The sequence below is a fragment of the Paenibacillus lactis genome (genome assembly GCF_017873605.1).
GTDB classification, from domain to species: domain Bacteria; phylum Bacillota; class Bacilli; order Paenibacillales; family Paenibacillaceae; genus Paenibacillus_AQ; species Paenibacillus_AQ lactis.
This window is the reverse complement of record NZ_JAGGKI010000003.1, coordinates 498,408-523,161: the sequence shown is the minus strand read 5'-3', so window position 1 is coordinate 523,161 and position 24,754 is coordinate 498,408. Positions and strand designations below refer to the sequence as shown.

Sequence of the window (24,754 nt, the reverse complement as noted above, 5' to 3'; positions counted from 1 at the left end):
TTACCATGGCTCAAACGGCAGCCGCCTCAAAGACAGTAAAATTTATCATCACTCGTCAGGACAACCCGGAATCCAAAGCGTATACAGAGGAATTTGAGGTTCCGTACCGTCCCGGCATGAACGTAATTAGCGCGCTGATGGAAATTCAGCGCAATCCGAAGAATGCGCAAGGCCAAACGACTTCCCCGGTATGCTGGGATTCCAACTGTCTGGAGGAAGTATGCGGTGCCTGTTCAATGGTCATCAACGGCAAGCCGCGCCAAGCCTGTGCGGCGCTGATCGACAAGCTGGAGCAGCCGATCCGCATCCAGCCGATGAAGACTTTCCCGGTCGTGCGCGACTTGGTCATCGACCGGAGCCGGATGTTCTCCGCCCTGAAGCGAGTTAAAGCCTGGATTCCGATCGACGGCACGTATGATCTCGGTCCCGGACCCCGCATGGCGGAGAAGAAGCGCCAATGGGCTTACGAGCTGTCCAAATGCATGACGTGCGGCGTATGTCTCGAGGCTTGCCCGAATGTCAACGAGAAGACCGACTTTATCGGTCCAGCGGCCATTTCTCAGGTCCGCTTGTTCAACGCCCATCCAACGGGCGAGCTGAACAAGGAGGAACGCCTGGAGGCGCTGATGCAGGACGGCGGCATTGAAGGCTGCGGCAACTCGCAGAACTGCGTACGCTCCTGCCCGAAAGGCATTCCGCTGACGACATCGATCGCGGAGATGAATAAAGAAACAACGAAGCATCTGTTCAAGCGCTGGCTCAGCGTCTAGAACCGAAAAGCTTACGAAATGGCAACAACAGCGCCTGACCGCTTGTATCATTCGCGATCGGGCGCTGTTTTGTTGTACGATAATAGCAGAACTTTTTATCTAAAGGTGGTACGCACTCATGATTACAGAAAGACCGATTACGATTCAGGATTTGAGCCGGGACCTCGCCGCTTTAGGCGTTAAGGAAGGGATGACGGTGCTTCTCCATTCTTCGCTTAAGAGCATCGGCGGATGGATCGTCGGCGGGGCTGAAGCCGTCATTCTCGCGCTAACGGAGGTGCTGGGTAAGAAAGGAACGCTGGTGATGCCCACACAGTCCCCGAACTTGACGAACCCGGAGACCTGGGGAAATCCGCCCGCCGATCCCAAATGGTGGCAGCTGATCCGGGATAGTATGCCTCCCTTTGATCCCGATGCTACGGTAACCTCGGGAATGGGGGTTATTCCGGAAACGTTCCGTAAGCAGAAGGGGGTCATCCGGAGCCTTCATCCGCATGTTTCCTTCGCGGCTCGAGGCCGTGCAGCGAAGGGGCTGATGGACCCGCATTCGCTGACAGACAGCCTCGGGGAATCCTCGCCGCTGGCCCGACTGTACGATGCAGATGCCTTCGTGCTGATGCTCGGGACCGGCTATGGCAGCAATACCTCCTTCCATCTGGCCGAGTATCGCGCGGCGTGGAGGGGCAAAGAGCATATTACGTCCCAAGCGCCGGTGTCGAGAGCTGGAGGCAAGACGGAATGGGTGTCCTTTTCGGATATCAATTATCATTCCGACGATTTTGAAGCGTTGGGGGCTGCATTCGAGCAGGAGTGCAAGGAAGCCTGCAGTTACGGTAACGTAGGCGCGGCCTCTTGCGTGCTGGTCAAACAGCGTAGAATGGTGGATTTTGCCGTAGAGTGGCTTGCCCGTAACCGGTAAAAGTCGGATTGCCAAGGAACGCCAGTTGCATGAGCTCCTCTCCAAGGGTAATAAATGATTAGGTGTAATGCGGCCGGAGTACGAACGATCGATATGGGGCCGTAGGAAGGAGGGACGCTCATGAGCTGGTGGATGTGGCTGCTCAATTTGGCGGGGTTGATAGCCTTGATTTATGCGTTCTACATGATGGACAAGAAATGGTCAAGCCGGCCGCTGCTGCTCGCGCCTTTGCTGATTTATGTGCTGGTGTCGGTGGAGGATTTGCTTGGTTGGATCGATCTGATGGAAATTGTACCAGGCAAGGGAGGGATGCGTGCTCTCATTGTGATCTTCTCCTTGTGCTCGGTTGTCTTCTATGTGCTGTACATCTTCGATAAAATCGCGGATTCCGTGAACCGGCATGTCGATATGAAGACAACCCTCATCCGAATCAGCATGGCCGCTGCCATGTGTATTTTATTTTTCACGCTGGTCTATATGTCGATCTACAAGCTGTTTGGCGGTGTATCCTTTGAAGGGGATAATCTAGGGCAGGACCCGCTGTCGCAGTTCATTACGTTTCTATATTTCAGCATGGCCACGTTTGTGACGGTCGGGTATGGGGATGTAAGTCCGGTTGACAACACTTCAAGACTGGTCGTCATCTTGGAGATCGCCTTTAGCTTTATCACCGTTGCTTATGCGCTGTCCATGCTTGGAACCCTGCGGCAAATATTCAAGCCGGGTAGTGATCGGCCTGAAACCTACAGCACTGAAGAGGGCGAACCGGGAACGGCCGCCCCGCCGCATGAGCGCAAGCATTTTACCCGATAGTCAGCCAAATTTGATGAGCGCAGGAATTGATTTCGGCTCAAGGTGCTTTGTCAGCTGACGCTGACGGGCAGCGGTAACACCAGCAGTCATCAATAATTGACATCACACGTTGATAGGCGTACAGCCTGCAAGGGAGTGGGGCTCAATCGACGCCATCAAGTTCCCGGGTCCGCTCTCGTGGATGGCTATCCCCGGTTCACGGCTTCAGCAGCTTTTTGAGAATGCCGAGTCCGTTTTTTGACGGATACCGGAATTTAAAGTCGAACCGGTTCGTCTGCTTCAGCACGCTCTTCATATGCGAGAAGGTGTAGAAGCTGTACTGCCCGTGATACGAGCCCATCCCGCTCTCGCCGACGCCCCCGAACGGCAAATACGGCGTAGCCAGATGCATGAGCGTATCGTTGACGCAGCCTCCGCCGAAGGAAACGGAGGATAGCACATGCTCCTGTAGGTCCTCATTCTCGGTGAACAAATAGAATGCAAGCGGCTTGGGGCGTGACTGAACGGCCCGGATCGCTTCGTTCATGTCATCATAAGTCAGGATCGGGCATATGGGTCCGAAAATCTCCTCTTCCATCACCGGCATATCCCATGTCACTTGATCAAGAACCGTCGGTTCAATGTATAGTTTGTCCTTATCGGCCTTGCCGCCGTGCCGAAGGCGGCCGTTATCCAGAAAGCCTGCCAGCCGATTGAAGTGCTTCTGCGACACGATTCGGCCGTAATCGGGGTTGTTCAGCGGCTCAGGGCCATAGAATTCAATGATCGCTTCCTTTAAATAGGCGATGAACGGCTCTTTTACGCGGCTGTGAACCAATACATAATCGGGTGCTACGCATGTCTGCCCGGCATTCGTGAACTTTCCGAAGGCAATGCGCGATGCCGTCAGCTTCAGTGGAGCGTCCTCATGGACGATGCAGGGGCTTTTGCCCCCGAGCTCGAGCGTGAGGGGAGTCAGGCGCTTGACTGCTGCTTCCATCACGATTTTCCCCACATTCACGCTGCCGGTAAAAAAGATATAGTCCAGCGGCTGCTCCAGCAGCACGGTGCTGACCTCGGGTCCGCCCTCAACAGAAGCCACGTACTCCGGCGGGAACGTTTCTTCCAGGATGGACGTAATGAGCGCGGAGACGGCCGGCGTCAGCTCGGACGGCTTTACAACAGCGGTATTGCCCGCAGCCAGTGCGCCGATCAGGGGAGAGATGGCAAGCTGCCAAGGGTAATTCCAAGGAGCAATAATCAGCACGCTGCCGTACGGCTCGCGATAGATCATCCCCTTGCTGCCGACATGCGTCAGCGCCGTTTTCACGCGCTCGGGTTTGCTCCAGCGCTTTATATTTTTCAAGATATGTGAGAGTTCTTTGTAAACGATGCCGATTTCTGTCGTATAGGCTTCCTGCTCGCTCTTGTTCAGGTCCTGGCGCAGCGCCTGGATTACCTCGCTCTCTCTGGCGACGATGACCTCGCGGAGTCTGGTGAGCTGCCGGATCCGGAATTCCGGATCCTTCGTGAATCCTTTCAGGAAAAACTGCTTCTGCGATGAAACTAATGACGGGATGGATTCGTTAACAATCATAAGCAGCTGCAGGCTCCTTTCCATGGGCATAGACTTGTAACGATTTATCGTATAAAAGTAATAAATCTAACCGTGCTATCGAGCATGTCCTCAGATAAGTTCATGCCAATACACACAGGGTGTTCTTTTCCATATTATATAGGAGGATGTCCGTTTATGAAAAATTCATCCACAGGGCCGCAGCGGTCATCCAGCCAAGCGGATGCCAAGCCGGCAGCGGGCACGACCATGACGCGGCGCAGGTTTCTGAAGCATGGGGCGGCTGCCGTCCTGGGAGCAGGCCTTGCGGTGGGTGCCTACGCCTCCTTGTGGGAGCCTAACCGGCTGGAGGTCAGGCGGCTAACACTGGCGCTGAATGGTCTGCCTGCCGCTTTCAACGGCCTGAAGGTTGTTCAGTTCAGCGATATGCATCTGGGCTTTTATGCAGGTGCCAAGGCCGCCGTGCGGGTGGTTGAAGCCATTAACCGGGAGAAGCCGGATCTCATATGCTTTACAGGGGATATGGTGGACGGGGAGGTTGATGCTTTGGAGGAAGCGATTCTGCCGTTGTCCGGCCTGGAAGCCGCGTTCGGAACATACTCGATCCTCGGCAACCATGATTTCTACGATGTAGAGAAGCTGATCCGGATGGAGGAGAAGGCGGGATTCACCGTGCTTCGTAACAGCCATGCCAAGCTCAGACGAGGCGGCGAACAGATCGCGGTTGTGGGCTTGGATGACGGAATATGGGGGCATCCTGATCCGGCATCGGCGCTTGAAGGACTCCCGGAGGGGATGATCAAGATAGTGCTGATGCATGAGCCGGACTATGGTGATACAACTGCGGAGTACCCGGTTCATCTGCAGCTGTCCGGCCACAGCCATGGCGGGCAGGTACGGCTGCCTTGGCTTGGGGAGGTTGTGACGCCACCTGGGGCAAAACGTTATGTACAAGGCTTGTATCATGTCGGCAGCCGTGGAATGCCGCTGTATGTCAATCGTGGGATCGGGATGACGCAGCTGCCGATCCGGCTGCTATGTCAACCGGAGTTGACGGTATTGACGCTCCGGGGGGCAGACGTGTGATCGTGAAAGTCTTGGTGCCAAATCGCCATCATAGTATTGATAATAACAAGTTGAAATAATAACAAGATGCGATACCATTCAAATGGCCGTGCATGTCCTGGCGAATGGATCAATATGAAACGTACAATTTGAATTTTTGTTACACAATTGAAATATACCTGTTATGAAACTCTAACAGCGAGAGGTTAAACTTATCACATGACCCCCTTTTGAGAATATATATGATGCTTTTGGATCCGCTGTGCGGGTCCACTTTTTTTGTTCCTGTGTATTATTTATGGATCTGCAATAAAAAAACAGAAGGGGTACCCCTGTTAAAGAGGTACGGCAACCTTCTGTTTTTGCTCGTAATAGACCCATTCCTTAAACCCGATCTCTTTCAGAACCTTGGCCACTTCCTCGAACTCGTCGCCGACCCGGGACGGTTTATGCGCGTCGGAGCCGAAGGTCACATCGACGCCGTAATGATGCGCAACCTCCAGAATTTCGTTGGACGGATACCATCCGCCGCACAGCTTCGTTTTGCCCGAGGTGTTGATTTCGATCGCCAGCCCGGATTCCGCGATGACCTTCAGCGTTTCCTCTATCGCTTCGTCTGCCTTGATTTCGGAGAATAACGGATAGTTGCCCTTCATGGCATCCATGTGCGCGATAATTTGAAACATCCCGCTTTGCGCGGACTGCCGGATCAGATTGAAATACTCCTCCTTATCGGCCACTTGCTCGGACGGAGTCAGCTTCTTCCACCGGTTTTTATTAAATATGCTGACGCCTCTCACGTGGTGGATGGATCCGATAATGTAATCGAAAGGGTAGGCAGACATCGCCTGTTGATATACATTGGCATGCTCAGGAAAGAAGTCCGATTCGATTCCCAGCAGTACCTTGATCTTGCCCTCGTACTCCCGTTTCAATTGCAGCACTTCCTGGACGTACCCGTCAAAGTCGGATTTAGCCATGGAGATGGAAGGAAAAGGATGCTCCTCCTCGCTTCCGAAGTATGGCGTGTGGTCCGAAATCCCGATGACTTGTAAATCCGCGGCAATGGCCGCTTCGATATAATCCCGGATATTGCCGTCCGCATGGCCGCAGCGGAAATGGTGGGTGTGCAGATCAAATTTCATGATAAGCCCTCCTTCATGCTGTTATCGTCATAATATAGCATCCCGATTCTGGTCATGATCATCGTGACTTACTCGGTGCTGATGAATTGCGTTTCCGGCATGCCCTTCAAGTCGCTTAAAAATTGCCGCATGGCCGAGCTTACATAACGGCCGCTCTTATAGATGACGCCGACCGGATGGCTTACCTCCAGCTCGCTGAGCGGAACGATCTGCAGGGTGCCGTTTCGAAGCTCTGTCGCTACGGATTGCTTCGAAATGATGGCAGCGCCAAGATTAATCTCAACCATCCGTTTGATTTCCTCGCTGCTGGACAGCTCCATGACCACCTGAGGATCGATGCCGTGCTTCTTCATGACGTCGTCGGCGAAACGGCGGCCAACGGTATCGCGCGATAGCAAAATAAGAGGCGTGCTGCCAAGCACATCGATGCTTGCTTTGGATAGTTTGGCCAGCGGGTGCTGAGGGGATACAACTAATTCAAACGTATCGTAGTACAGGATGGATGTGCTGAGGTTGGGATTGCGTTCGATCAAATAACCGATTCCGATGTCGATGAGACCATTCTCCACGCTATGGTAGATTTGTGAGGATGCCATGGATTGAATGGTTGTTTTAATGTGGGGGAACTGATCCTGGAAGTAGGAAAGAACCCGGGGCAGAATCTGAATGGCGATGGAAGTGGTCGTACCTAATTGAATATGCCCTTGAGGCGTCTGGTCTAGATCCGACAGCCGCTGCTTCAGCTCGTCCACGATGCTCAGAATTTGCTCGGCATGCTCCACGAACACCTGTCCACGGTCGGTTAACGTTACCGGTTGGCTCCGGTCTACCAGCACGGTTTTGAACTCTTCCTCCAAGCTCTTGATCTGAGCCGATACGGCCGGTTGTGTCAGATTAAGAAGCTCTCCGGCTTTGCGAAAGCTCATCGTTTTGGAGATGGTAATTAGCGTTTCCAATTGGCTGATGTTCATAGCCTTCCTCCTTACTTGATATGATTCTTCCGCTCGTAAATCCACGTGCAGCCCGCTTTATTTAAATTATAGGGTATTCTGCCTGAAGGAGCAATTGAGGCAGCATTCCGCTTGTGTCAGCTAAAAAGTTTCGAAATCCGGACATTTATTATTAAAAGATTGCGAATGCATCCGATAATAGTAAAGTAGACATAGCTTCAGGTGAGACCAAAGTACCTTTTAAGCGAATGGATGACCGAATGCGAAATCGACGTTATTACGATAGCTCCAAAGTTGGAAGAGCTGTTGGAATAGGGGGTTGTCGCTAATTTGTGATGATTTATTAAAGGGTATCCATTATAATGTTTAAATAAATCGTTGGGACTTTGGGACCCTGACCAACAACCCAGTGAAAGGGGCGAAAGTAAGGAATGAAAGCGGAAGTCATCAATCCTTTTTTAGAGTCCGCACGACATGTGATCGAGCAAGTCATACAGGTTTCACCTTCCACGGGGAATCTTGGGGTCAAGGAGATCGGATTTATCGAGAATCATATCTGGATCCAAATCGGAATGACAGGGCAAATGAACGGGGATATCGTATTTGGGATCCAGGAGAAGGTAGCGCTGCATATGGTATCGGCCATGATGGGCGGATATGTCATTACCGAAATGGACGAGATGGGACAGAGTGCGATATCAGAGCTGGGCAATATGATTAGCGGCAATGCCAGCATGATTTTGTCCAACCAAGGAGTAAGCGTTGATATTACGCCGCCGCGGGTGATTAAATCGGATCATGCCTCCGGCCTGTTTCAGAAAAAGGCGCTGTGCATTCCCCTCATGATGGAAGGCATCGGCGAACTGGATATTCAAGTCATGATTTCGTAAAATAAGACCAAGTGAGCCGCCGGGCTCCTGCAGAGCAATGCCGGGAAGCCGGCAGGCACTGGTAGGGAGCTCTAGCGGCAAAGGAAGGGATAACGAAATCATGCTCAAAAATAAAGTGATCGCGGTGACGGGCGCTTCCAGCGGCATCGGGGCCCTGATAGCCCAGCGGCTGTCCGACGAAGGCGCGGTCGTTATACTGGCCGGACGTTCGATGGAGCGTCTGCGGGAAGCCGGCAGCCGCTTGAAAGGACCCCATGAGCTGGTCGTCATGGACGTACAAGACCCCCATCAGGTGGATTCGGTGTTGAAAGAGGCATCCCGGAAGCACGGCAGAATCGATGTGCTGGTGAACAATGCCGGATACGGCAAGTTCGAGGCATTCCTGGATATGCCTGCCTCTGAATTTGAAGATATGATGGACGTCAATTATATGGGGATTGTACGGTGCACCCAGGCAGTCCTGCCGGGGATGCTGGAGCGAGGCGACGGGCAGATCGTCAATATCGCCTCGATGGCAGGGAAGATCGGTACTGCCAAATCCACTGCCTACTCTGCCACGAAGCATGCCGTATTGGGACTTAGCAATGCTCTGCGGCAGGAGCTGCGGCATACAGGCATCACCGTCTCGACCGTCAATCCGGGACCGATTGATACGCCGTTCTTCTCCTTGGCCGATCCTTCGGGCGGATACGTCAAAAATGTCGGCTGGCTTATGATGAAGCCGGAATATGTAGCCGAACAGGTCGTCAAGCTCATTATCAAACGCAAGGAAGAGCTCAATCTGCCAAGATTGGCCGCTGTCGGCATTCACTTATATCAGCTGTTTCCGAGATTTGCGGATCGTGTATCCCATCGGTGGATGAATCAGAAATAATCAACAGCCTACAGGCTTTCCGTCTCCGCGAGAATGTCGCGCAGCAGGCGGAGAGCTTGTTTCGTCTGCCCGGCATCCGCCGAGAGCAGGGTGATCGCCTGGTCCAGCCGTTCCTTGTAGCGATCCGGCTTGAGCGGGAAGGACTCGATCATGGCCACCGCGCGCTTCTCGTTAATGCAGTAGGTCTCATTCTTGGCGAACAGCACTTGATTCAAGCAGGCAATGCACCGGTAGACGTGGCCGGCAACGTAGGTGATGTCGTCTTTGGACGCGTTATCGTCCGCAAACATCAGGGAGAAGGATGCCTCGAAGGTGAAAAATCCGACGATGGCGCTCTTCAAAGCTTGAGGATAAGGCTTCGTCTTCGCCTGAAGCGTCTGAATGCGGTTATCCTTATCGGACAAAATGCGGCAAACAGACAGCTCACCCATATACATCACATTAAGGTAAGCGTGCGGATGCCCGGTCTGGTAATGGGCTGAAACCGATCCCTTCGTGCATTCCTCCACGATTCTGGACACGCGGTGAATATCGCGGAATAAGAAATCCACGTGGTACCCCTCGATCACTAACCAGCCGCCCCCGTTAACCCAGGCACCCCATTCCCCGAGCGAAGTGATAATGCCCTCGCGATGCTCGTCATCCAATTTTTTCGCCGCCTTCGCGATATGCTCGACCTGGAATCCCTCGGATTCATCATAATAAATGCCGATATCGATATCCGAATCCGGCCTTGCTGTCCCTTTGGCTCTGGATCCGCCAAGCACGACGCCGACAACGCCGGGCAGATGACGGAGTTCTTTCGTGATGTTATCAAGCAGTGCTTCGACCTTTGCAGTCATGGTAAATCTCCCCCCAGTCATATCCTTTTAATTCATTTTACACTAAAATCGGCAAATAACAGGTGGTTATGATAAAGCGAAGATTTTCTTCCCAAATGCTTGTCCGAAAGGTTGTATTTGGTGAGCGCCCGGTTTTGGCATATAATGAGAAGGAACGAATGAGACCCGATAAAATAAAGGATGGACGATCATATGACTTCAACTACGTTTCATACATTGGGAATAGCAGAGGATTTAACGGCAAGGCTCTCGGAATTCGGCATTGTGGCGCCGTCACCGGTTCAGGCCGAAGCCATTCCTCCGATCCTTGCGGGCAAGGACGTGCTTGCAACGTCCCAGACGGGAACCGGCAAGACGCTGGCTTACCTGCTTCCGATCCTTCAGGGCATCGACCCGGAGGTAAAGGCAGCACAGAAGCTGATTGTCGCTCCAACCCAGGAGCTGGCGATCCAGATCGTTAGAGAGGGCGAGCGTTATGGGGAGGCTCGCGGCATCGGCGTCATCGGATTAATCGGCGGCGCGGCGGCCAAGCGACAGATCGAGAAGCTGAAGCAGCATCCTCAGCTGATCGTCGGAACGCCGGGACGCATCCGGGAGCTGATCGAAATTCGCAAGCTCAAAATGCACCAGGTAACCACCATCGTCATTGACGAGGTGGATCAGGTGTTTCAGTCAGGCGGTGCGAGCGATGTGGAACGGATCCTGCGCAGCGCGCTGCGCGACCGTCAGCTCGTATTCCTATCGGCAACGGTCGGTCCTGAGACGGCCGAGCTGGCTAAGAAGGAAATGGATCAGCCGGTTGAGATCGGGATCGATCCGGAGCGCCGGACGCCGTCCGGTCTGGAGCATTATTATTTCGTATCCGAAGAACGGGACAAACTGGACATGCTTCGCCGGATCGTCCGCCATTACGATCCCGAACGGGCGCTCGTCTTTGTGAACGCCACGGAGGATCTGGCCGAGGTGGAAGCCAAGCTGAATTATCTCGGCTTGAATGCAGCCGCCTTGTACGGAGACGCCGACAAGCTGACTCGGAGCCGGGTCCTGAACGCATTCAGGGAAGGGCGGACGAAGCTGCTTGTAGCAAGTGACGTTGCTGCCCGTGGGCTGGATATCGAAGGTCTCGGCATGGTCATCAACTATGATCCGCCGATTGATGCCGAGCACTATACCCATCGTGCAGGACGGACAGGACGGATGGGGCGTAAGGGGCTTGCGATTACCCTTGTGACTGACCGGCAAACCTTCATTATGCGTAAGTTCAACCGCGAGCTGGGCATTTCGATCGAAGAGAGAGTCCTATACGGCGGGAAAATTCGCACGCCACGCTCCGCTTCGGAGCGGGACAGTGCCGGTCGTGGTTCCCATGCCGGCAATCGAGCGAACAAGCCGGCTGCCCGGAAGCCGGCGTCGATCAGCTCGAAGGGACGGGCAGGCAACGGCAAAGCGAACGGAGAACGTCCGAGCGAGAGGGAGCGCGACCGCAAGAACAAGGGTGCGCCGAAATGGCTGAAGAATAAACCGCCGCGGGGCTGACCTGCGGCACGGCTTATATTTATCCAATACGAATCCGTAGAATCGGCTTAGAGCCGGGCCAGGCCCGGTATCCTCAACTGGACGCACAAGCGCTCTGACCGAGGCAGGGTTCGGTGTTTTTTTAAGTAGAAGAGGTGATGTGGTAATGAGTGAGCAGCCGGTGTTGTCTGTTCAAGGATTAAGCGGCGGGTACAGCATAAACCGTCCGGTTCTGCATGATATCACGTTCCAGGTGCAGCCGGGGGAGATGGTCGGTCTGATCGGATTGAACGGGGCGGGGAAGAGCACGACGATGAAGCATATCCTCGGACTGATGAATCCGCAGAAGGGAGAGATTGAGGTCCAGGGCAAGCGCCGGACGGAGGACTCCGAGGCGTATCACAGTGCACTGGGCTTTGTTCCCGAATCCCCGCTTCTGTACGATGAGTTGACGGTACGCGAGCACTTGGAATTTACGGCCCGTTCCTACGGCGTTTCCCGCGAGGATTATGAATCGAGGGGGGAGCAGCTGGCGAGGCTGTTCCGGATGGAGGAGAAGATGGACAGCCTGTCAACGCATCTGTCCAAAGGGATGCGTCAAAAGGTGATGATCATGTGCGCATTCGTGGCCAGACCTTCCCTTTATATTATCGATGAGCCCTTCCTCGGGCTGGATCCGCTGGGGATCCGCTCCCTGCTCGATTTCATGCTGGAGCTAAAGGCTTCAGGCTCTTCCATCCTGTTAAGCTCGCATATCCTCTCCACCATCGAGAATTATTGCGACCGGTTTGTGGTGCTGCACCGCGGCAGCATTATTGCCCAAGGAACACTGGAGGAAATGCGGGAGCAAGCGGGAAGACCGGGCCTTCCGCTGGAGGAGCTGTTTAATGTATTGGTTCAAGGCGGTAGCGGCATATGAACTTGCGCGAGCTGTATGATAAACGGCGCGGCCAGTTCTGGGGCGATATCCTGCCCTATCTGGGTTATGTCATACAAAGCGGGGTCGCCGTCGTTACGCTGTTCTTGCTGATCGCGTTCGCGGCGTGGTATACGGCCTTTCTGCAGCATATTCCGCAGGGGCTCCCGATTCGCTGGATCATGCTGGTTATTTTGCTCCCGATCGTCATTAACAGCAGCGTACGCACGTATCTGCGCTCGGCGGACACCGTTTTTCTGCTGCCGCAGGAATCCCGAATGAGCACTTATTTTCGCAAAGGCTGGATTAGCGGTGTCGTGTACAAAATCATCGGTTTAGGCATCGTGCTCCTTATCTTATGGCCTCTGTACATACGCAGTGATACATCACCTAAGACGCTTCTGGTCACATTCCTGGTGCTGGTTGCCCTCAAGCTGCTCGCCAGTTACGGAAGCTGGAGGGAGCAGCTGATGGTGTCCCGTACCGCGGCAGGCGCTTACCGTTTACTGCGGTGGGCCGTTTCGGCGCTCGGCATTGCCGCTTGGCTGTGGCATCCGTCCGGGCGAAGCCTGATTTTTATTGCGCTGCTCGGTCTCGCGTATGGATTCGCTGTGCGCTTTCCTGTCCGGCACCTTGTCGCCTGGGAGCGGTTAATCGCCATTGAACGCAGACAGGCCGGACGGGTCATGCTGGTGCTGAGCTGGTTCGTGAATGTGCCGCAGCGCGAACAGCGCGTGCACGCCAGGAAATGGCTGTCGGGATGGGGAAGGGGCGTTCCATGGGGCAAGGACGAGGCCTACCGGTATTTGCTCGTCAAGAGCTTTGCCCGCAGCGATATCTTGGGCATTCTGGTGCGGGTCGGGCTACTGGGAGTGCTGCTCGTATGGCTCACCCGGGAGGACTGGGCTTCGGCAGCCGTATATTGGATCGGGCTCTTGATCATCGGACTGCAGCTGTCCGCCCTGCGCAAGCTTCATCCTGAATCATTCTGGCTGCATATTTACCCGCTCCCCGAGGGGACAAGGCGGGAGAGCGAGAACAAGCTGATCTTTCAGGTGCAGCTGTTCTGGGTCGTGCTGCTGTGGCTGCCGTTGATCCCGGCCGTTCCCGGAACGCCGGATCGGACGCTTCTCACGCTGGCAGGAGGGATCGCGCTGGTTCTTTTGTCCCGCTGGAACGCCGTGCGAAAGAACCGGCGAGCCGACGATGATGATGAATAGATAGGCGAAGATGATGATAAAGAGATAGACGAAGATGATGATAAATAGAGGAAGGCCGGGATGCATCCATCCCGGCCTTCCTCTATTGCTTTCGTATGAATAGTAGCCGTATCAGCAGCAGAAGCCGCAGTGTCCTTCGGGGTCGGACGACCTGTCATTATCCGTGCCGCCAGCTAGGAAGTGGCTTAGACCCAGAAAGAACGAGTGATGATAACGAGCAGGATAAAGAGAACCAGAATGGCTCCTACTCCGTATCCACCGCCATATCCGCCGTATCCGCCGCATCCTCTTACATCTTCAACTGCACCCATGTTCATTCCCCTTTCACTTAGTTGAATTGTAGTACATGGTATTGTATGTTGCAGGGGGGCTATGTGTATGGGCGAGCGTTTATTTATCACAGAAAGATGATCTGATGCAAAGCGGGACAAGGGTCTATCGGCTTAAGCCTGCTGCAAATCCTGAATTCCTTGGTAGATCAGGTCGAACAGATCCTCCAGGTACTCCTCTTCAATGCAGGAGAATGCAATCCGGAGATCCTCTTCGCCCAGGGCAATCGTCCCGACGCCGTATTGGCGGATCAGATGGGACCGAAGCGCTTCAGCCGATACCGTCTTCAGCTTCAGGCACATGAAGTATCCCGAGTTAAACGGATAGTATTCCCAGACATCACCGTATTTGCCGCTGTCGAGAATGGCCTTTACTTTATTGGCGCGTCCCTTCATGATGCTGAACTTCTCTTGCTTCTGCTCCTCGAATTCCGGAGCCTTCAGCGCTTCGAGGACGAACGATTGCGAAGGATGCGGACCGCTGGAGATGGTTGCCCGGATGATGCCGAGGGTCTTCTGCTCAAGTACATCCAGCACATCCTGGTTCTCCGAGGCGAAGGTGATGAAGCCTACGCGGAAGCCCCACACATATTCTTCCTTCGTAGCGCCGTCGACTTTCACAGGCAGGATTCGCGGATGGAGGCCGGCAAGATGACCGAACAGCGATTCCGTTAAGGAGTTCTCGAAGAACAGTCCGAAGTATGCGTCATCGGTCACGACGACAACATTGATGCCGGCTTCGGCGGCTTCCGTAATCGCGGATACGATGGCTGCGCCTTCCTCGGCTCCCGGCGTGTAGCCTGTCGGGTTGTTCGGGAAGTTCAGCAGAACGATCGCTTTGCCTTTATCCTTCTGGTTCAGAAGAGCCTCGCGAAGTCCCTCCGCATTAAACTTCATATTTTCAGTGAAAAGAGGATAGGTTACATGAACGCCATGGCGGCGGATGCCGAAAGTCAGCTCGTAATTCTCCCAGTTCTTGTCCGGATAAATGACCGCATCGCCCTCATCGGCGAACAGGTCGGCCACGATGCTGAGACCATGAGTCAGGGCATTGGTGACGATCGGATTGCTGAAGCTCTTTCCCTCCAAGGACGGATTCTCACGGAGCATCTTGTTCCGCCATACGGAGCGCAGCTCGGGCTTGCCTGCCGGCGGGGCATAAGGATACAGATCCTTCGGCTGGAAAGCCGAAAGCTTATCCTGAATCACGCCAAGATGCATCGGGATGCCGCCTTCGGTGGCGATGCCGATCGTTGCGTTATATTTCTTCGCTTGGGCGGATGCCTCCGCCGACTGACTCAGAATTCCTTCCTTCGGGAAGTATATTTCTTTGCCGAGCGTGGAGAGCATGTCATACACATGCGGGTTGCCTGCTAACAGTTTCTCGTTCAATTGTCCAGCCAATGGGTTCATGAAATGGTTCCTTCCTTCCGAGTACTTTTGGTTAAGGTAAGAGGCGAATGCATGAAAGCTTCTTACATTTTCATTGCCTTTCATTATACCATCAGACCCGGGAACCGTCACGGATAAATGCCCAGACTTAACGCGGTCCAGGGTAATATTTACAGATGTGCGCAGCCGTCTCGCCGTCCCGGGTCCGGCCGCGTTCCTCAAGCCGTCCGATCATGTCCTGCAGCCGGTCAGGCTTCAAATTTTGGCCGAATTTGAATTTGGCGCTCATCCGCTTCGGAACGAGCTTGATTACCGCTACACCCTTGAGCCGGGAAGCATAGGCGCGGTCTCCGGCGTCGATGGTACGGTAGCCGCCCTCGGGCTGGAGCTTGCGCATCATGGCTTCCATCGCTAATGCTTTTTCCTCAAGATCATGGACGAGGACGGCTTCTCCTGCTGCCGTTACGCTCTTGAAGTAGGCCGTAGCGGGACATGCCATTTCCGGATCCGAGAAATAGGAAGGGATCAAAGCATACTCATCGGCCACCGTAAAGCTGACGGCGGGAGTGCGGCGCAAGTGCTCCATTTTCTCGCCCAGCCGGCTGCCGTGAAAGTAGAAGCTCCCCTGTACATAAACAAAATTCAGCGGCGTAACCCGCGGCAGCCCGTGTTCATCCACGGTTCCAAGAAAGCCGAAGCTCATTCCGTTCAGGAAGTCTTCGATCTCCTTCGGATCCTCGATTGCAAATTCGTCTCTTCTCATGGTATTACGCTCTCCCTCCATCGCATTGTGATGAGTATCAGCATACGACGAACATTGACAAGGAAAAAGCGCCAATTTACATTAATTTATATAGTCCAATTTAAAATAAGGGAGGTCCCTTCGGTGGAGCTTGGGCTTCCGTTCGAGACATACGTCGAGCAGTATAAATATAAATATTTGGCGCTTTATCATGCCATTCGCGCTGCGATTCACAGCGGCAGACTGCCGGAAGGGACGCGCCTGCCCGCTACCCGGGAGCTTGCCAAGCTTTACGGCATATCCAGAGGCTCCGCTGCGCAAAGCTATGACATGCTGATGGCGGAAGGTTATGTCGTCTCAAGGCAGGGAAGCGGCACTTATGTCGCCGAGGGGATCACGGTGCCTGAGCAGCCGCCTCCTGTCGAAGCGGTCCCGCTGCTGTCGGCCTGGGGCCGGCGGCTTGCGGAGCTCCGGGACGAATCCGCCGAGGCCCGCCGGTCGGAGCTGGCTCCGCCTGAAGGAACCATATCCTTTGCCGATGCGCGCATGCCGATGGAGGATTTTCCGTATGACGAATGGCGAAGCGCGTTGAACTATGCCGGCGGGAGCGGAGGGAAGGAGCTGTCCTCCGGCGCTCCGCCTGCAGGCGCGATGGAGCTTCGGCGGGCGATTGCCGGACATCTTCGGTTTACGCGGGGCATCCAGGCGAAGCCGGAGCATATCATAATCTTCAGCGGGTCGATGCAGGGCATCGTCCTGCTCTTCCAGCTCCTGCTGGACCCCGGCGACCGCGCGGTGATCGAGGATCCCGGCTACGACGGGATCCGCCGGGGCGTGTCCGCTACCGGCGGGATTCCGCTGCCGGCTCCGGTTGATGCTTCCGGGCTTGTCCCCGCCGACTGGGACGCCAGGCTTCTGGTCGTTAGTCCGAGCCGGCAGTACCCTACGGGAGCCGTGCTTCCGCTAGAGAGGCGGCGGGCGCTGCTGAACTGGGCGAGAACCCGCCAGGCTTACATTATCGAGGATGACTACGACAGCGAGCTTCGCTGGGGAGGCAAGCCGATCGAGCCATTGAAGATGCTCGATGACGAGGGAAGGGTGATCTTCGTCGGCTCCTTCTCCAAGACGATGTTCACCGGTCTGCGAATCGGTTATGCGGTGCTCCCTCCGAGTCTTACGAATGCCGTCGTCAGGGCCAAGTCGCTGTATGATCCGATCTCGCCCGGCGTGCTGGAGCAGCGGGCGTTGGCACGGTTCATCGCCAGCGGCGGTTACGGGCGGCATCTCCGGCGGATGACCCGGCGCTACGGCGCGAGGTATCAAACGCTCCGCGAAGCGATGGACGCTCATGCAGGCGGCTTATTCCGGCTCCGGCCCTGCGACGCGGGGCTTCATGTATATGCCGACTGGCTGCAATCGCCCGCCGAGTATCACGCGTTTCGCCAAGCCGCACGCAATCGCGGCGTGCTGTTTCGCGATGCGACCGTTTACAGCTGCACGCCTGGTCCGCCCGGCGCATGCTTTGGATTTTCCCAGTTGGAGCGGGCAAATATCGAAGCAGGCGTTCTCCGTTTGGCATCGGCATGGGCGGACATGCAAAAAAACGGAAAACCGGGTATGATGGAGAGAGAATATTTTTAAAAGAGATGAGGGGGAATGACGTGATGCTGAATGCATCGCCGTCTTCTTTTGTAATAATGCCCGCGCTCGCGAAGATCGTCTGCGAGCCGGGCTGGAAGTGGCAGAAACGCGAGCGGCCCATGCAGAACTACGATTTGTTTTATGTATGGAGCGGTGAAGGTACGCTGGAACTGAATGATAAGCCGTATGAGATCGGTAAAGGAAGCTGCTTCCTGTTCCGTCCGGGCGACCATACCAGCGCGACGCATAATCCGCAGAAGCCGCTCGTTTTAACATATATACATTTTGACGTGAAGGAACCGGTTACGGACATTCCGGCCCCGTACCGGCAGCTGGGCGAGACGATGGATTTCGAATATTTGCTGGCCCGGTATGTCCGGTTGTATCTGGACAAGCCTTACGGGGCGGAAGAAGAGGGCCAGCTTATCCTGAAGCAGCTCATGATTCATCTGCTGCGGTCCGACCTGAATGAGCCTGTCGTAAAAAAAGCCAGCAACCAGCTGATGGAGGCGATCCACGAAATCGCCAATTATGTGCGCCAGCACCCGGGGATTCCGCATCGCGTGGAGGATTTGGCGGCAAGAGCCGGACTGTCCCCGCGTTATTTCTCGATCAAATTCAAGGAGCTGATCGGTACGCCGGTCCAATCCTATATTATCCAGATGCGGATCGAGCGGGCGCAGCATCTGCTGGTGCACCAGGGAATGAATGTCACGGAAGTGGCCGACGCCCTCGGGTATCGCGACATTTTCTTTTTCAGCCGGCAATTCAAGCAGTATACCGGAAAGAGTCCGTCCGAAATCAGGTGATTCCCCCGCTCCCTACCGTTCACGCATGCTCTTCGCGAAGCGGAAGGGGCCTCGGGGTTTCAACGTAAGCAATTTAGGGTAATCCTCGCTTACGGTATATAGAGAGCAAGTGAGCTTTGAAAGGGGGTGTACGGGAATGAGCCCAAGAAGACGGGTGCGCGGGCGGTTTTTCAGTCGCGGCGGCGGCAGTATTTTTCGAAATCGGCTGCGCCGCATGAAGTCGACCATAAACCAAGGGCATCTTGATGTATGGTTTTGATGGAGCCTGAGTATTTTGTCCGGGGATAACAGGCGTGACCCCGATTTTATATACGATGATCCAAAGCTAGCAGCCCAGCCGGGTGATCTTCAAGTGCCTTGTACATACCTGGTTGGTGAGAAGCACCATGTTGGAATTATTTTATAAGTTAAACGTAAAAGGGAGTCCGGGAGGGCTCTCTTTTTACATGGGACTTGCGTGATGCCCCTTGGCTTTATGCTCGAGCTCTAAGTTTCACGATTGAGCTTGGGACCGACCCCGTGTATGATCAGTTTACGGATATTCGGAAGCGGTTTATAAGAGGTTTTCGAGTTGCGGCAAGGTATAAGGCCAAGCAGGGAACTGGCGACTGCATGATTGAAAAAGCTGGGGGGATGGAGTTTATGAAAGCGGCGAATCAAAAGACAGCCCTGGTGACAGGCGCATCCAGCGGCTTCGGACTGCTGATCAGCATCGAGCTGGCGAAAGGCGGGTATGATGTCGCAGCCGGGATGCGAAGGCCGGAGGCAGCCGGGGAGCTCCTGCAGCAGGCGGCGAAGTTCGGTGTGGCCGAGCGGATTCGCGTGATCGAGCTGGATATTTGCAGCGAAGAGCAGGTACAGGCAGCTGCACGCTCCGTGGAGCAGGAGCTCGGGCGCCTGGATGTGCTGGTGAATAACGCAGGCATCGCGGTCGGCGGATTCGTGGAAGAGGTGCCGCTCAGCGAGTGGAGACGACAGCTCGAGACCAATGTGATCGGAACCGTCTCCGTGACGCAAAGCATGCTGCCGTTGATGCGGCGGACCGGTAAATCCAAAATGATTCTGATCAGCAGCATCAGCGGCGTTGTCGGCTTTCCGGGCTACGGCCCGTATGCCGCTTCCAAATTTGCCGTTGAAGGCCTTGGTGAAAGTCTCGCCATGGAATTGATGCCTCTAGGCATCGATGTGGTGCTGGTGCAGCCCGGCGCTTACGGCACGCCGATCTGGAGGAAGAGCTTCGGGGAGTTGAAGGTGAGGGAGGGTTCGCCATACAGCGGGATGCTGAAGCGGGTATTGGCCTACTCCGAACGGACCGCTAAAAAGAGCGGGGATCCGCTCGAGGTTGCAAGGTTGGTGGCTCGAATCGCCGGTATGAAGCATCCGAGCTTCCGGTACCGGCTTCCCCGCAGCACCCGGCTGACCGGGCGGATCAAGGCATGGCTGCCCGACCGCTTCTTTCAGCGGCTGATCGTCCGGCTATTGGGAAGAGAATAAGGTCTAACATTGTCCTTGTTCGATAGGGACGCAACGGGAGTCATTGCGGTCATGAATGAAGGCATCCGCAAGGACGTTCTTATTTTTCCGTACACAGCTCCTGCTCCAAGCACGCATCCCGCTTCTGCTTCTTGTCTGCGGGCGGATGGAGGATGCCGAGCAGCTCGCCCATTTTAACCGTCGTCCCGAGGGTGAGATCTCCCCGGGGGGTAAAGGTGCCGCTCTCGGTCAACAGCACGACGGTTGAGCCGAATTCGAAGTATGCAAGCTCATCCCCGATCTGCCATTTCGTCACGCTCTCGTCGGCATAACGGATGCTGCTTACGTTCAAAGCCCCGACCTTGACCACGGCAACCTCACCGAAGTCATGCTTGATATAGGTAATGAGCCTTTCGTTGCGGCTGAGCACCGACCGGATATGGGTCATGGCAAAATCGTTGACGGGATACACCTTGCCCTTGAGGTGCTCCCGCTCGATCTGCACGCCGGTAACGGGGGCGTGAATGCGATGGTAATCCGTCGGGCTTAAATATAAGACGAACGCGTAACCGTTCACATAATTCTCGATTCTCGGAGACTGCGCAAGCAGCTCTTCAATGGTGTAATCCTGTCCCTTGACGTTGAGGATGGTGCCGGTATTGATGGTGCCCATGGCGGTAATCGTCGCATCAACCGGGCTCACCATCGCGTCGGCGGTCGTATCTATGGCCCGCAGGCCGAGCTTTAACCGGCGGGAGAAGAATTCATTGAGCGAGCGGTATTCATGCAGCTCTTTCTCCGCTTCATGCGCCGGGATTTGATATATCCGAATAAATGCAGGGATCAGATAACGGCTCAACCGGCTGTGGGAGAACTGCCCCACCAAATGGGACAACCACTTTCGGGAGGAGAGCTCAGTCATCAGACGCAGCAATCGTTTGGCCATGTTATTCTCCTTTTTTGTGCAAAGACCTAAGCTATCGATGATGCTTGAAAAGCAATCACTCTGATATTGACATAGAATCGGCTGGAAATCAACAAACGGGCCTTGAAGAAAAAAAGACCCTTGCCAAATCAAGAAAGGCTGTGTATTTTAAAGTTAACATAAAACCGAATAGGGAATACGGGTGCTTGAGTGAATCAGGCTGAGATTGCAGCTGCTATCCGCTGTTGACCGTTAATCTGAACTGGGTAATGCCAGCGTAGAGAATATCCGACCCTGCTTATACTAGGGCCTAATTTCCGTCTGCGCGTTTTCCAGACGGTTTTTTGTTGTGATTTTCTTCCATTTTCAAAAAAAGCGATGGAGAGGGGAAGTTGTACGATGGAAACGATGAGGCAAGGCATAATGGGGGCTCAGCCGAGAAAAGGGCTTAGACTGAGCGATATTTTGGTGACGGTGCTTGTATCGCTGGTGCTGGGCGTGGTGTATCACTTTTGGGGATCGGTATACAACCTGCTGAAGCCGCTCTTTTTCGAAGCGGACGAATTGCTGTACGGCATGTGGTTCGCCGCGGCGACGCTGGCCTATCTGCTGATCCGGAAACCTGGCGTGGCGATCATTGCAGAGGTTGCGGCCGCGCATGTCGAAGTGCTGTTCGGCAGCGGGTGGGGGCTTACGCTGCTGATGTACGGCTTGATTCAAGGCTTGGGTGCCGAGCTCGTATTTGCCGCAACCCGTTACCGCAGCTCTTCCGCCTTCACGGTGGCTCTGGCGGGGGCTGCTGCCGCCGTCGGCTCGATGCTGCTTGATTTCTTCTACAGCTACACGGACGATCTTCAGACCTGGATGTTCCTGGCGAAATACGGCATGCGGATCTTTAGCGGCGCCGTCATTGCAGGCCTCCTGATGCTCGTCCTCGCCAAAGCGCTGGAGCGTACCGGCGTAACCTCCCTGCTGCGCCCGGCATCGCAAAAAGACTATGAGGCGCTGGACGATTCGCGCCATGTCTAAAATGCAAAGGGGCGTACACTTCGTAAACACGGTGGATGCGCCTAATGATCCACAGGGGGAACCGGCGCTTTATGTAGAAGGGCTGCGCCTTAAATACCCGGGCGAGGAGCGGCTGATGTTTAAAGATCTTTCGTTCTCCGCCGCCCGCGGAGAAAAGGTGCTGCTGCTGGGTCCAAGCGGCTGCGGCAAATCGACGCTTCTTCAGGTGCTGAGCGGGATGATTCCCCGGGCGACGGAGGTGCCGATGAAATGCGAGGCGCAGAAGTATCCCGCTTCATGGGGATATGTGTTCCAGGATCCGGACACCCAGTTCTGCATGCCGTTCGTCGACGAGGAGCTGGCATTCGTCCTGGAAAACCAATGCATTCCACGGGAGCAGATGGAAGAGCGGATGCAGGCAGCGCTGCAAGCCGTCGGCTTGGAGCTGGAGTCGCTCCATGTCAAAATCGCGCATTTATCGCAAGGGATGAAGCAGCGTCTTGCGCTCGCTTCCGCCTTGCTGCTGGAGCCGGAGGTGCTGTTCCTGGATGAGCCGTCGGCGCTGCTCGATCCGGAGGGCCGTGAACAAATCTGGACGGCGGTGAAGGCCGTGTCCGCAGGGCGTACCTTGATTATTGTGGAGCACCGGATTGAAGAGATGGCTGAATATGCAGACCGGGTCGTGCTTTTCAGCCCGGATGGGACGATTCTGGGCGAAGGCACGCCAGCCGACGTATTCGCCCGCTATTCGCGGGAGCTGAAGGAATTCGGCATCTGGTATCCCGGCGTATGGGACGATTATGCAGTGTCCCCATCCGGCATGGAGGTGTTTGCACCGCTCGGAACATCCTCCGGCGGATCCCGCCAGGATGACTCCTTCGCCCGGGATTTGGGAAAAGCCGCTCGGCTACAGAACCGGGAAGGACTCCATCCCGTTGAGGAGTCCGGACGGCTTACCGGAACGGATTTTACGTCGGCAGAACAGAGCAAGCCTGCCGTTCAACTGGCTGAGTTCTCAGGCAAGCGTTGGGACAAAGCCGTTATTACCGTCCAAGGGGCGGAGGTGTATCCAGGCGATTTTATTGCGATTGTCGGGCCGAACGGAGCGGGGAAGAGCTCGCTGCTTCTGAGCCTGATGGGGCTGCTGAATGCGGAAGGCATGTACCTCCTCGGCGGGGAGGAGGTTCCGTTAGGGAAAGGAAGACGAAACCGCAAACAAAGGGAGCGGATGCTCCGCCGAATCGGATTCGTATTTCAGAATCCCGAGCTGCAATTCGTGACGGAGCGCGTTACGGATGAGGTGGCGTACTCCTTGCTGGTGGACGGCATGTCCGCGGGTGAGGCGGCTGAGCAGGCCCGCCGGACGCTAGAGCGATTCGGACTAGACGGCAAGGAGAGCCGGCATCCATACCAGCTATCCACGGGCCAGAAACGCCGCCTCAGCGTGGCCACAGCCATGGCCAGACAGCCGGCGGTGCTGCTGCTGGATGAGCCTACGTTTGGCCAGGATGCACGGAATACCTTTGCGATTCTGGAGATGTGCGAACGGCTGCGCCAGGCCGGGACGGCGATCGTGATGGTTACCCACGAGATGCGAATCGCCGAGCAGGCGGCCACCCATATTTGGGAGATCCGTCAAGGGCAGCTGGTCTCCAGGATGGCATCGCCCAGGCTGGCGGCAAGGAGAGCTCCCGGCTTCCAGGAGAACGGCTATCCGCCAATGAGGGCGGAGGACGAAGCCAAGGAATTTGGCGCCCGTGAGGACAACAAGGAATCTTCCGGCAGACCGTACGCGGAGGTGAGGTCATGAATATATGGAATCCGGTCCGCATCACGTGGCTGCACCGGGCAAATCCGGTGGTGAAGCTGTTTCTCGTCTGCTCCCTGTTCCTGATGACGGTGCTGACGCATGACATTGACTTTGTGGCGTATCAGGCGCTGATCTTTATGCTATGTCTCCTGGCGCTGTCCGGTGTCCGCACATGGAAGATGCTGCTGTTCTTCATTCCGTTTCTGCTCGCGTTCATCTCTTCCTCATCCTCCATGATGCTGTTCGGGAAGGGAGACACGGTTTGGTGGGAATGGGGTCTGTTCAAGGTATCGAAGGAAAGCTTCTATCGTGGATTGCACCTCGGGTTTAAAGGAATCGCCTTCGCCTGCGAAGGGCTTCTGCTCGTGACGACGACGTCGTCGGTCGATTTGTTCTATAGCCTGATGCAAAAGCTGAAGCTTGCTCCCAAGTACGCCTACAGCTTTATGGCTTCCATCCGTCTTCTGCCGATGGTGTGGGAGGAATATGTGATCCGCCGGCAAGCGCTGAAGGTGCGGGGAGTGGTCCCGATCCGCGGTGTCCGCGGGGCGGTGAACCGGGCAGGGATGTATGTGGTGCCGCTTCTGGCACAGAGCATCCGCCGGGCGCACCGGGTTGCTGCGGCGATGGAAGCCAAGCGGTTTGACGGTGACCGGGGACGGCGCAGAACTTATTTTTACCCTTCGCGCTACTCCCGCTATGATCTGCTCACTATCGCACTTTTAGCGGCGGCAGCATATGGCGCTTATGCGGCTGCGGGGCATTTTCCATGGTTCGGCATCGGGGATGTGCGCTTTGATTAAATTCGAGGGCATTTTGCGTGAAAGTTCGTAATTTCACGTAAGATGCCCTTTTTGCGTTTGGCTGGCGCTGCATGGGAACAGTGAAAAAAGAGATGGATTTTTCGTTCGAATGGTATATAATACGGTTGGTACCAATATGTTATTGTTGGTACCAACCTTGCATACCTGGATCGGTATGCGTTCCACTTGGAGGCTGCACCCATTAGAGGTGCCAACAACACAGAACAGCACATAACACTCTTTTGAGGTGACAAGAACAAAAACGACAAGTTACGGCATTGAGGTGACAAGAACAGAAGAGACCAAGCACACGTTGAGGGATAAGAACAGGAAAGATAAAGCACACGT

General features: G+C 55.1%; 24 protein-coding genes and 1 riboswitch. Of the genes, 16 read left to right on the top strand and 8 right to left on the bottom strand.

Annotated features, from left to right (window positions below; all coding sequences use genetic code 11):
- Positions 1 to 5 precede the first annotated feature (5 nt).
- From sdhB to J2Z18_RS08085, 3 genes are all read left to right on the top strand, one after another.
- Positions 6 to 770 carry a succinate dehydrogenase iron-sulfur subunit gene (sdhB, locus tag J2Z18_RS08095; RefSeq protein WP_007132010.1) on the top strand — a complete coding sequence of 255 codons (765 nt, stop codon included), beginning with the start codon at positions 6 to 8 and terminating at the stop codon, positions 768 to 770.
- Between the two features lie 118 nt (positions 771 to 888).
- A complete protein-coding gene (locus J2Z18_RS08090; protein ID WP_210094556.1) occupies positions 889 to 1,689 on the top strand; it encodes an AAC(3) family N-acetyltransferase in 801 nt (266 codons plus the stop codon).
- 120 nt (positions 1,690 to 1,809) lie between these two features.
- A complete protein-coding gene (locus tag J2Z18_RS08085) occupies positions 1,810 to 2,502 on the top strand; it encodes a potassium channel family protein (RefSeq protein ID WP_007132012.1) in 693 nt (230 codons plus the stop codon).
- Between the two features lie 196 nt (positions 2,503 to 2,698).
- Here J2Z18_RS08085 and J2Z18_RS08080 read toward each other — a convergent pair whose 3' ends face one another.
- Positions 2,699 to 4,078, bottom strand: a complete 1,380-nt coding sequence (locus J2Z18_RS08080; RefSeq protein ID WP_210094555.1) for an aldehyde dehydrogenase — start codon at positions 4,076 to 4,078, stop codon at positions 2,699 to 2,701.
- A gap of 156 nt (positions 4,079 to 4,234) precedes the next feature.
- Between J2Z18_RS08080 and J2Z18_RS08075 the strand changes: the two genes are divergently transcribed.
- On the top strand, positions 4,235 to 5,143 hold the full coding sequence (locus J2Z18_RS08075; RefSeq protein ID WP_210094554.1) for a metallophosphoesterase: 909 nt from the start codon (positions 4,235 to 4,237) through the stop codon (positions 5,141 to 5,143).
- Between the two features lie 314 nt (positions 5,144 to 5,457).
- Here J2Z18_RS08075 and J2Z18_RS08070 read toward each other — a convergent pair whose 3' ends face one another.
- Together J2Z18_RS08070 and J2Z18_RS08065 are read right to left on the bottom strand one after the other, a co-directional pair.
- Positions 5,458 to 6,267 (bottom strand): histidinol-phosphatase, encoded by an 810-nt coding sequence (locus J2Z18_RS08070; protein ID WP_210094553.1) that lies wholly within the window; start codon positions 6,265 to 6,267, stop codon positions 5,458 to 5,460.
- Positions 6,268 to 6,335: 68 nt separating this feature from the next.
- The gene (locus J2Z18_RS08065) at positions 6,336 to 7,238 is read right to left on the bottom strand and encodes a LysR family transcriptional regulator (protein WP_007132016.1); all 903 of its coding nucleotides are present in this window, start codon (positions 7,236 to 7,238) and stop codon (positions 6,336 to 6,338) included.
- 410 nt (positions 7,239 to 7,648) lie between these two features.
- Here J2Z18_RS08065 and J2Z18_RS08060 point away from each other — a divergent pair, with 410 nt between their 5' ends.
- Entirely contained in the window at positions 7,649 to 8,107 is a 459-nt protein-coding gene (locus tag J2Z18_RS08060; protein ID WP_007132017.1) for a chemotaxis protein CheX, read from the top strand.
- Positions 8,108 to 8,207: 100 nt separating this feature from the next.
- The gene (locus J2Z18_RS08055; protein WP_210094552.1) at positions 8,208 to 8,981 is read left to right on the top strand and encodes an SDR family NAD(P)-dependent oxidoreductase; all 774 of its coding nucleotides are present in this window, start codon (positions 8,208 to 8,210) and stop codon (positions 8,979 to 8,981) included.
- An 8-nt stretch (positions 8,982 to 8,989) separates the two neighbouring features.
- On the opposite strand, the gene J2Z18_RS08050 is transcribed toward J2Z18_RS08055, so the two are convergent.
- Positions 8,990 to 9,823, bottom strand: coding sequence for a nucleotidyltransferase domain-containing protein (locus J2Z18_RS08050; protein WP_007132019.1), 834 nt, complete (start codon positions 9,821 to 9,823; stop codon positions 8,990 to 8,992).
- A gap of 192 nt (positions 9,824 to 10,015) precedes the next feature.
- Here J2Z18_RS08050 and J2Z18_RS08045 point away from each other — a divergent pair, with 192 nt between their 5' ends.
- The 3 genes from J2Z18_RS08045 (at position 10,016) to J2Z18_RS08035 (ending at position 13,474) form a co-directional block, all read left to right on the top strand.
- Positions 10,016 to 11,359, top strand: a complete 1,344-nt coding sequence (locus J2Z18_RS08045) for a DEAD/DEAH box helicase (RefSeq protein ID WP_007132020.1) — start codon at positions 10,016 to 10,018, stop codon at positions 11,357 to 11,359.
- Between the two features lie 145 nt (positions 11,360 to 11,504).
- Positions 11,505 to 12,257: an ABC transporter ATP-binding protein gene (locus J2Z18_RS08040; protein WP_007132021.1), complete on the top strand. Its 753-nt coding sequence runs from the start codon at positions 11,505 to 11,507 to the stop codon at positions 12,255 to 12,257.
- Positions 12,254 to 13,474 (top strand): ABC transporter permease, encoded by a 1,221-nt coding sequence (locus J2Z18_RS08035; protein WP_210094551.1) that lies wholly within the window; start codon positions 12,254 to 12,256, stop codon positions 13,472 to 13,474. The genes J2Z18_RS08040 and J2Z18_RS08035 overlap by 4 nt, the downstream gene beginning before the upstream one ends.
- Before the next feature lie 185 nt (positions 13,475 to 13,659).
- On the opposite strand, the gene J2Z18_RS08030 is transcribed toward J2Z18_RS08035, so the two are convergent.
- The 3 genes from J2Z18_RS08030 to J2Z18_RS08020 form a co-directional block, all read right to left on the bottom strand.
- On the bottom strand, positions 13,660 to 13,785 hold the full coding sequence (locus J2Z18_RS08030; protein ID WP_077568058.1) for a sporulation protein YjcZ: 126 nt from the start codon (positions 13,783 to 13,785) through the stop codon (positions 13,660 to 13,662).
- A gap of 132 nt (positions 13,786 to 13,917) precedes the next feature.
- Positions 13,918 to 15,216: an aminotransferase class I/II-fold pyridoxal phosphate-dependent enzyme gene (locus tag J2Z18_RS08025; protein WP_007132023.1), complete on the bottom strand. Its 1,299-nt coding sequence runs from the start codon at positions 15,214 to 15,216 to the stop codon at positions 13,918 to 13,920.
- A gap of 127 nt (positions 15,217 to 15,343) precedes the next feature.
- A complete protein-coding gene (locus tag J2Z18_RS08020; protein ID WP_007132024.1) occupies positions 15,344 to 15,958 on the bottom strand; it encodes a pyridoxamine 5'-phosphate oxidase family protein in 615 nt (204 codons plus the stop codon).
- A 123-nt stretch (positions 15,959 to 16,081) separates the two neighbouring features.
- On the opposite strand from J2Z18_RS08020, the gene pdxR reads away from it, so the two are divergent.
- The 4 genes from pdxR (at position 16,082) to J2Z18_RS08005 (ending at position 19,881) form a co-directional block, all read left to right on the top strand.
- On the top strand, positions 16,082 to 17,578 hold the full coding sequence (gene pdxR, locus J2Z18_RS08015; protein WP_210094550.1) for a MocR-like pyridoxine biosynthesis transcription factor PdxR: 1,497 nt from the start codon (positions 16,082 to 16,084) through the stop codon (positions 17,576 to 17,578).
- 23 nt (positions 17,579 to 17,601) lie between these two features.
- Complete coding sequence (locus tag J2Z18_RS08010; RefSeq protein WP_007132026.1) at positions 17,602 to 18,387, top strand: helix-turn-helix domain-containing protein; 786 nt, start codon at positions 17,602 to 17,604, stop codon at positions 18,385 to 18,387.
- A 136-nt stretch (positions 18,388 to 18,523) separates the two neighbouring features.
- Entirely contained in the window at positions 18,524 to 18,646 is a 123-nt protein-coding gene (locus J2Z18_RS30760; protein WP_260842860.1) for a hypothetical protein, read from the top strand.
- Between the two features lie 383 nt (positions 18,647 to 19,029).
- A complete protein-coding gene (locus J2Z18_RS08005; RefSeq protein WP_210094549.1) occupies positions 19,030 to 19,881 on the top strand; it encodes an SDR family oxidoreductase in 852 nt (283 codons plus the stop codon).
- Between the two features lie 79 nt (positions 19,882 to 19,960).
- Here the strand turns inward: J2Z18_RS08005 and asd are convergent, their stop codons facing one another.
- A complete protein-coding gene (gene asd / locus J2Z18_RS08000; RefSeq protein ID WP_210094548.1) occupies positions 19,961 to 20,806 on the bottom strand; it encodes an archaetidylserine decarboxylase in 846 nt (281 codons plus the stop codon).
- 167 nt (positions 20,807 to 20,973) lie between these two features.
- A riboswitch (TPP riboswitch) is annotated at positions 20,974 to 21,086 on the top strand.
- Between the two features lie 107 nt (positions 21,087 to 21,193).
- Here asd and J2Z18_RS07995 point away from each other — a divergent pair.
- The 3 genes from J2Z18_RS07995 to J2Z18_RS07985 are packed head-to-tail and all read left to right on the top strand — an operon-like array spanning position 21,194 to position 24,406.
- Positions 21,194 to 21,814, top strand: a complete 621-nt coding sequence (locus J2Z18_RS07995; protein WP_232239292.1) for an ECF transporter S component — start codon at positions 21,194 to 21,196, stop codon at positions 21,812 to 21,814.
- Positions 21,807 to 23,603, top strand: a complete 1,797-nt coding sequence (locus J2Z18_RS07990) for an ABC transporter ATP-binding protein (RefSeq protein WP_210094547.1) — start codon at positions 21,807 to 21,809, stop codon at positions 23,601 to 23,603. Before J2Z18_RS07995 ends, J2Z18_RS07990 begins: the two co-directional genes overlap by 8 nt.
- Positions 23,600 to 24,406, top strand: coding sequence for an energy-coupling factor transporter transmembrane component T family protein (locus tag J2Z18_RS07985; RefSeq protein ID WP_210094546.1), 807 nt, complete (start codon positions 23,600 to 23,602; stop codon positions 24,404 to 24,406). Before J2Z18_RS07990 ends, J2Z18_RS07985 begins: the two co-directional genes overlap by 4 nt.
- Positions 24,407 to 24,754: the final 348 nt, after the last annotated feature.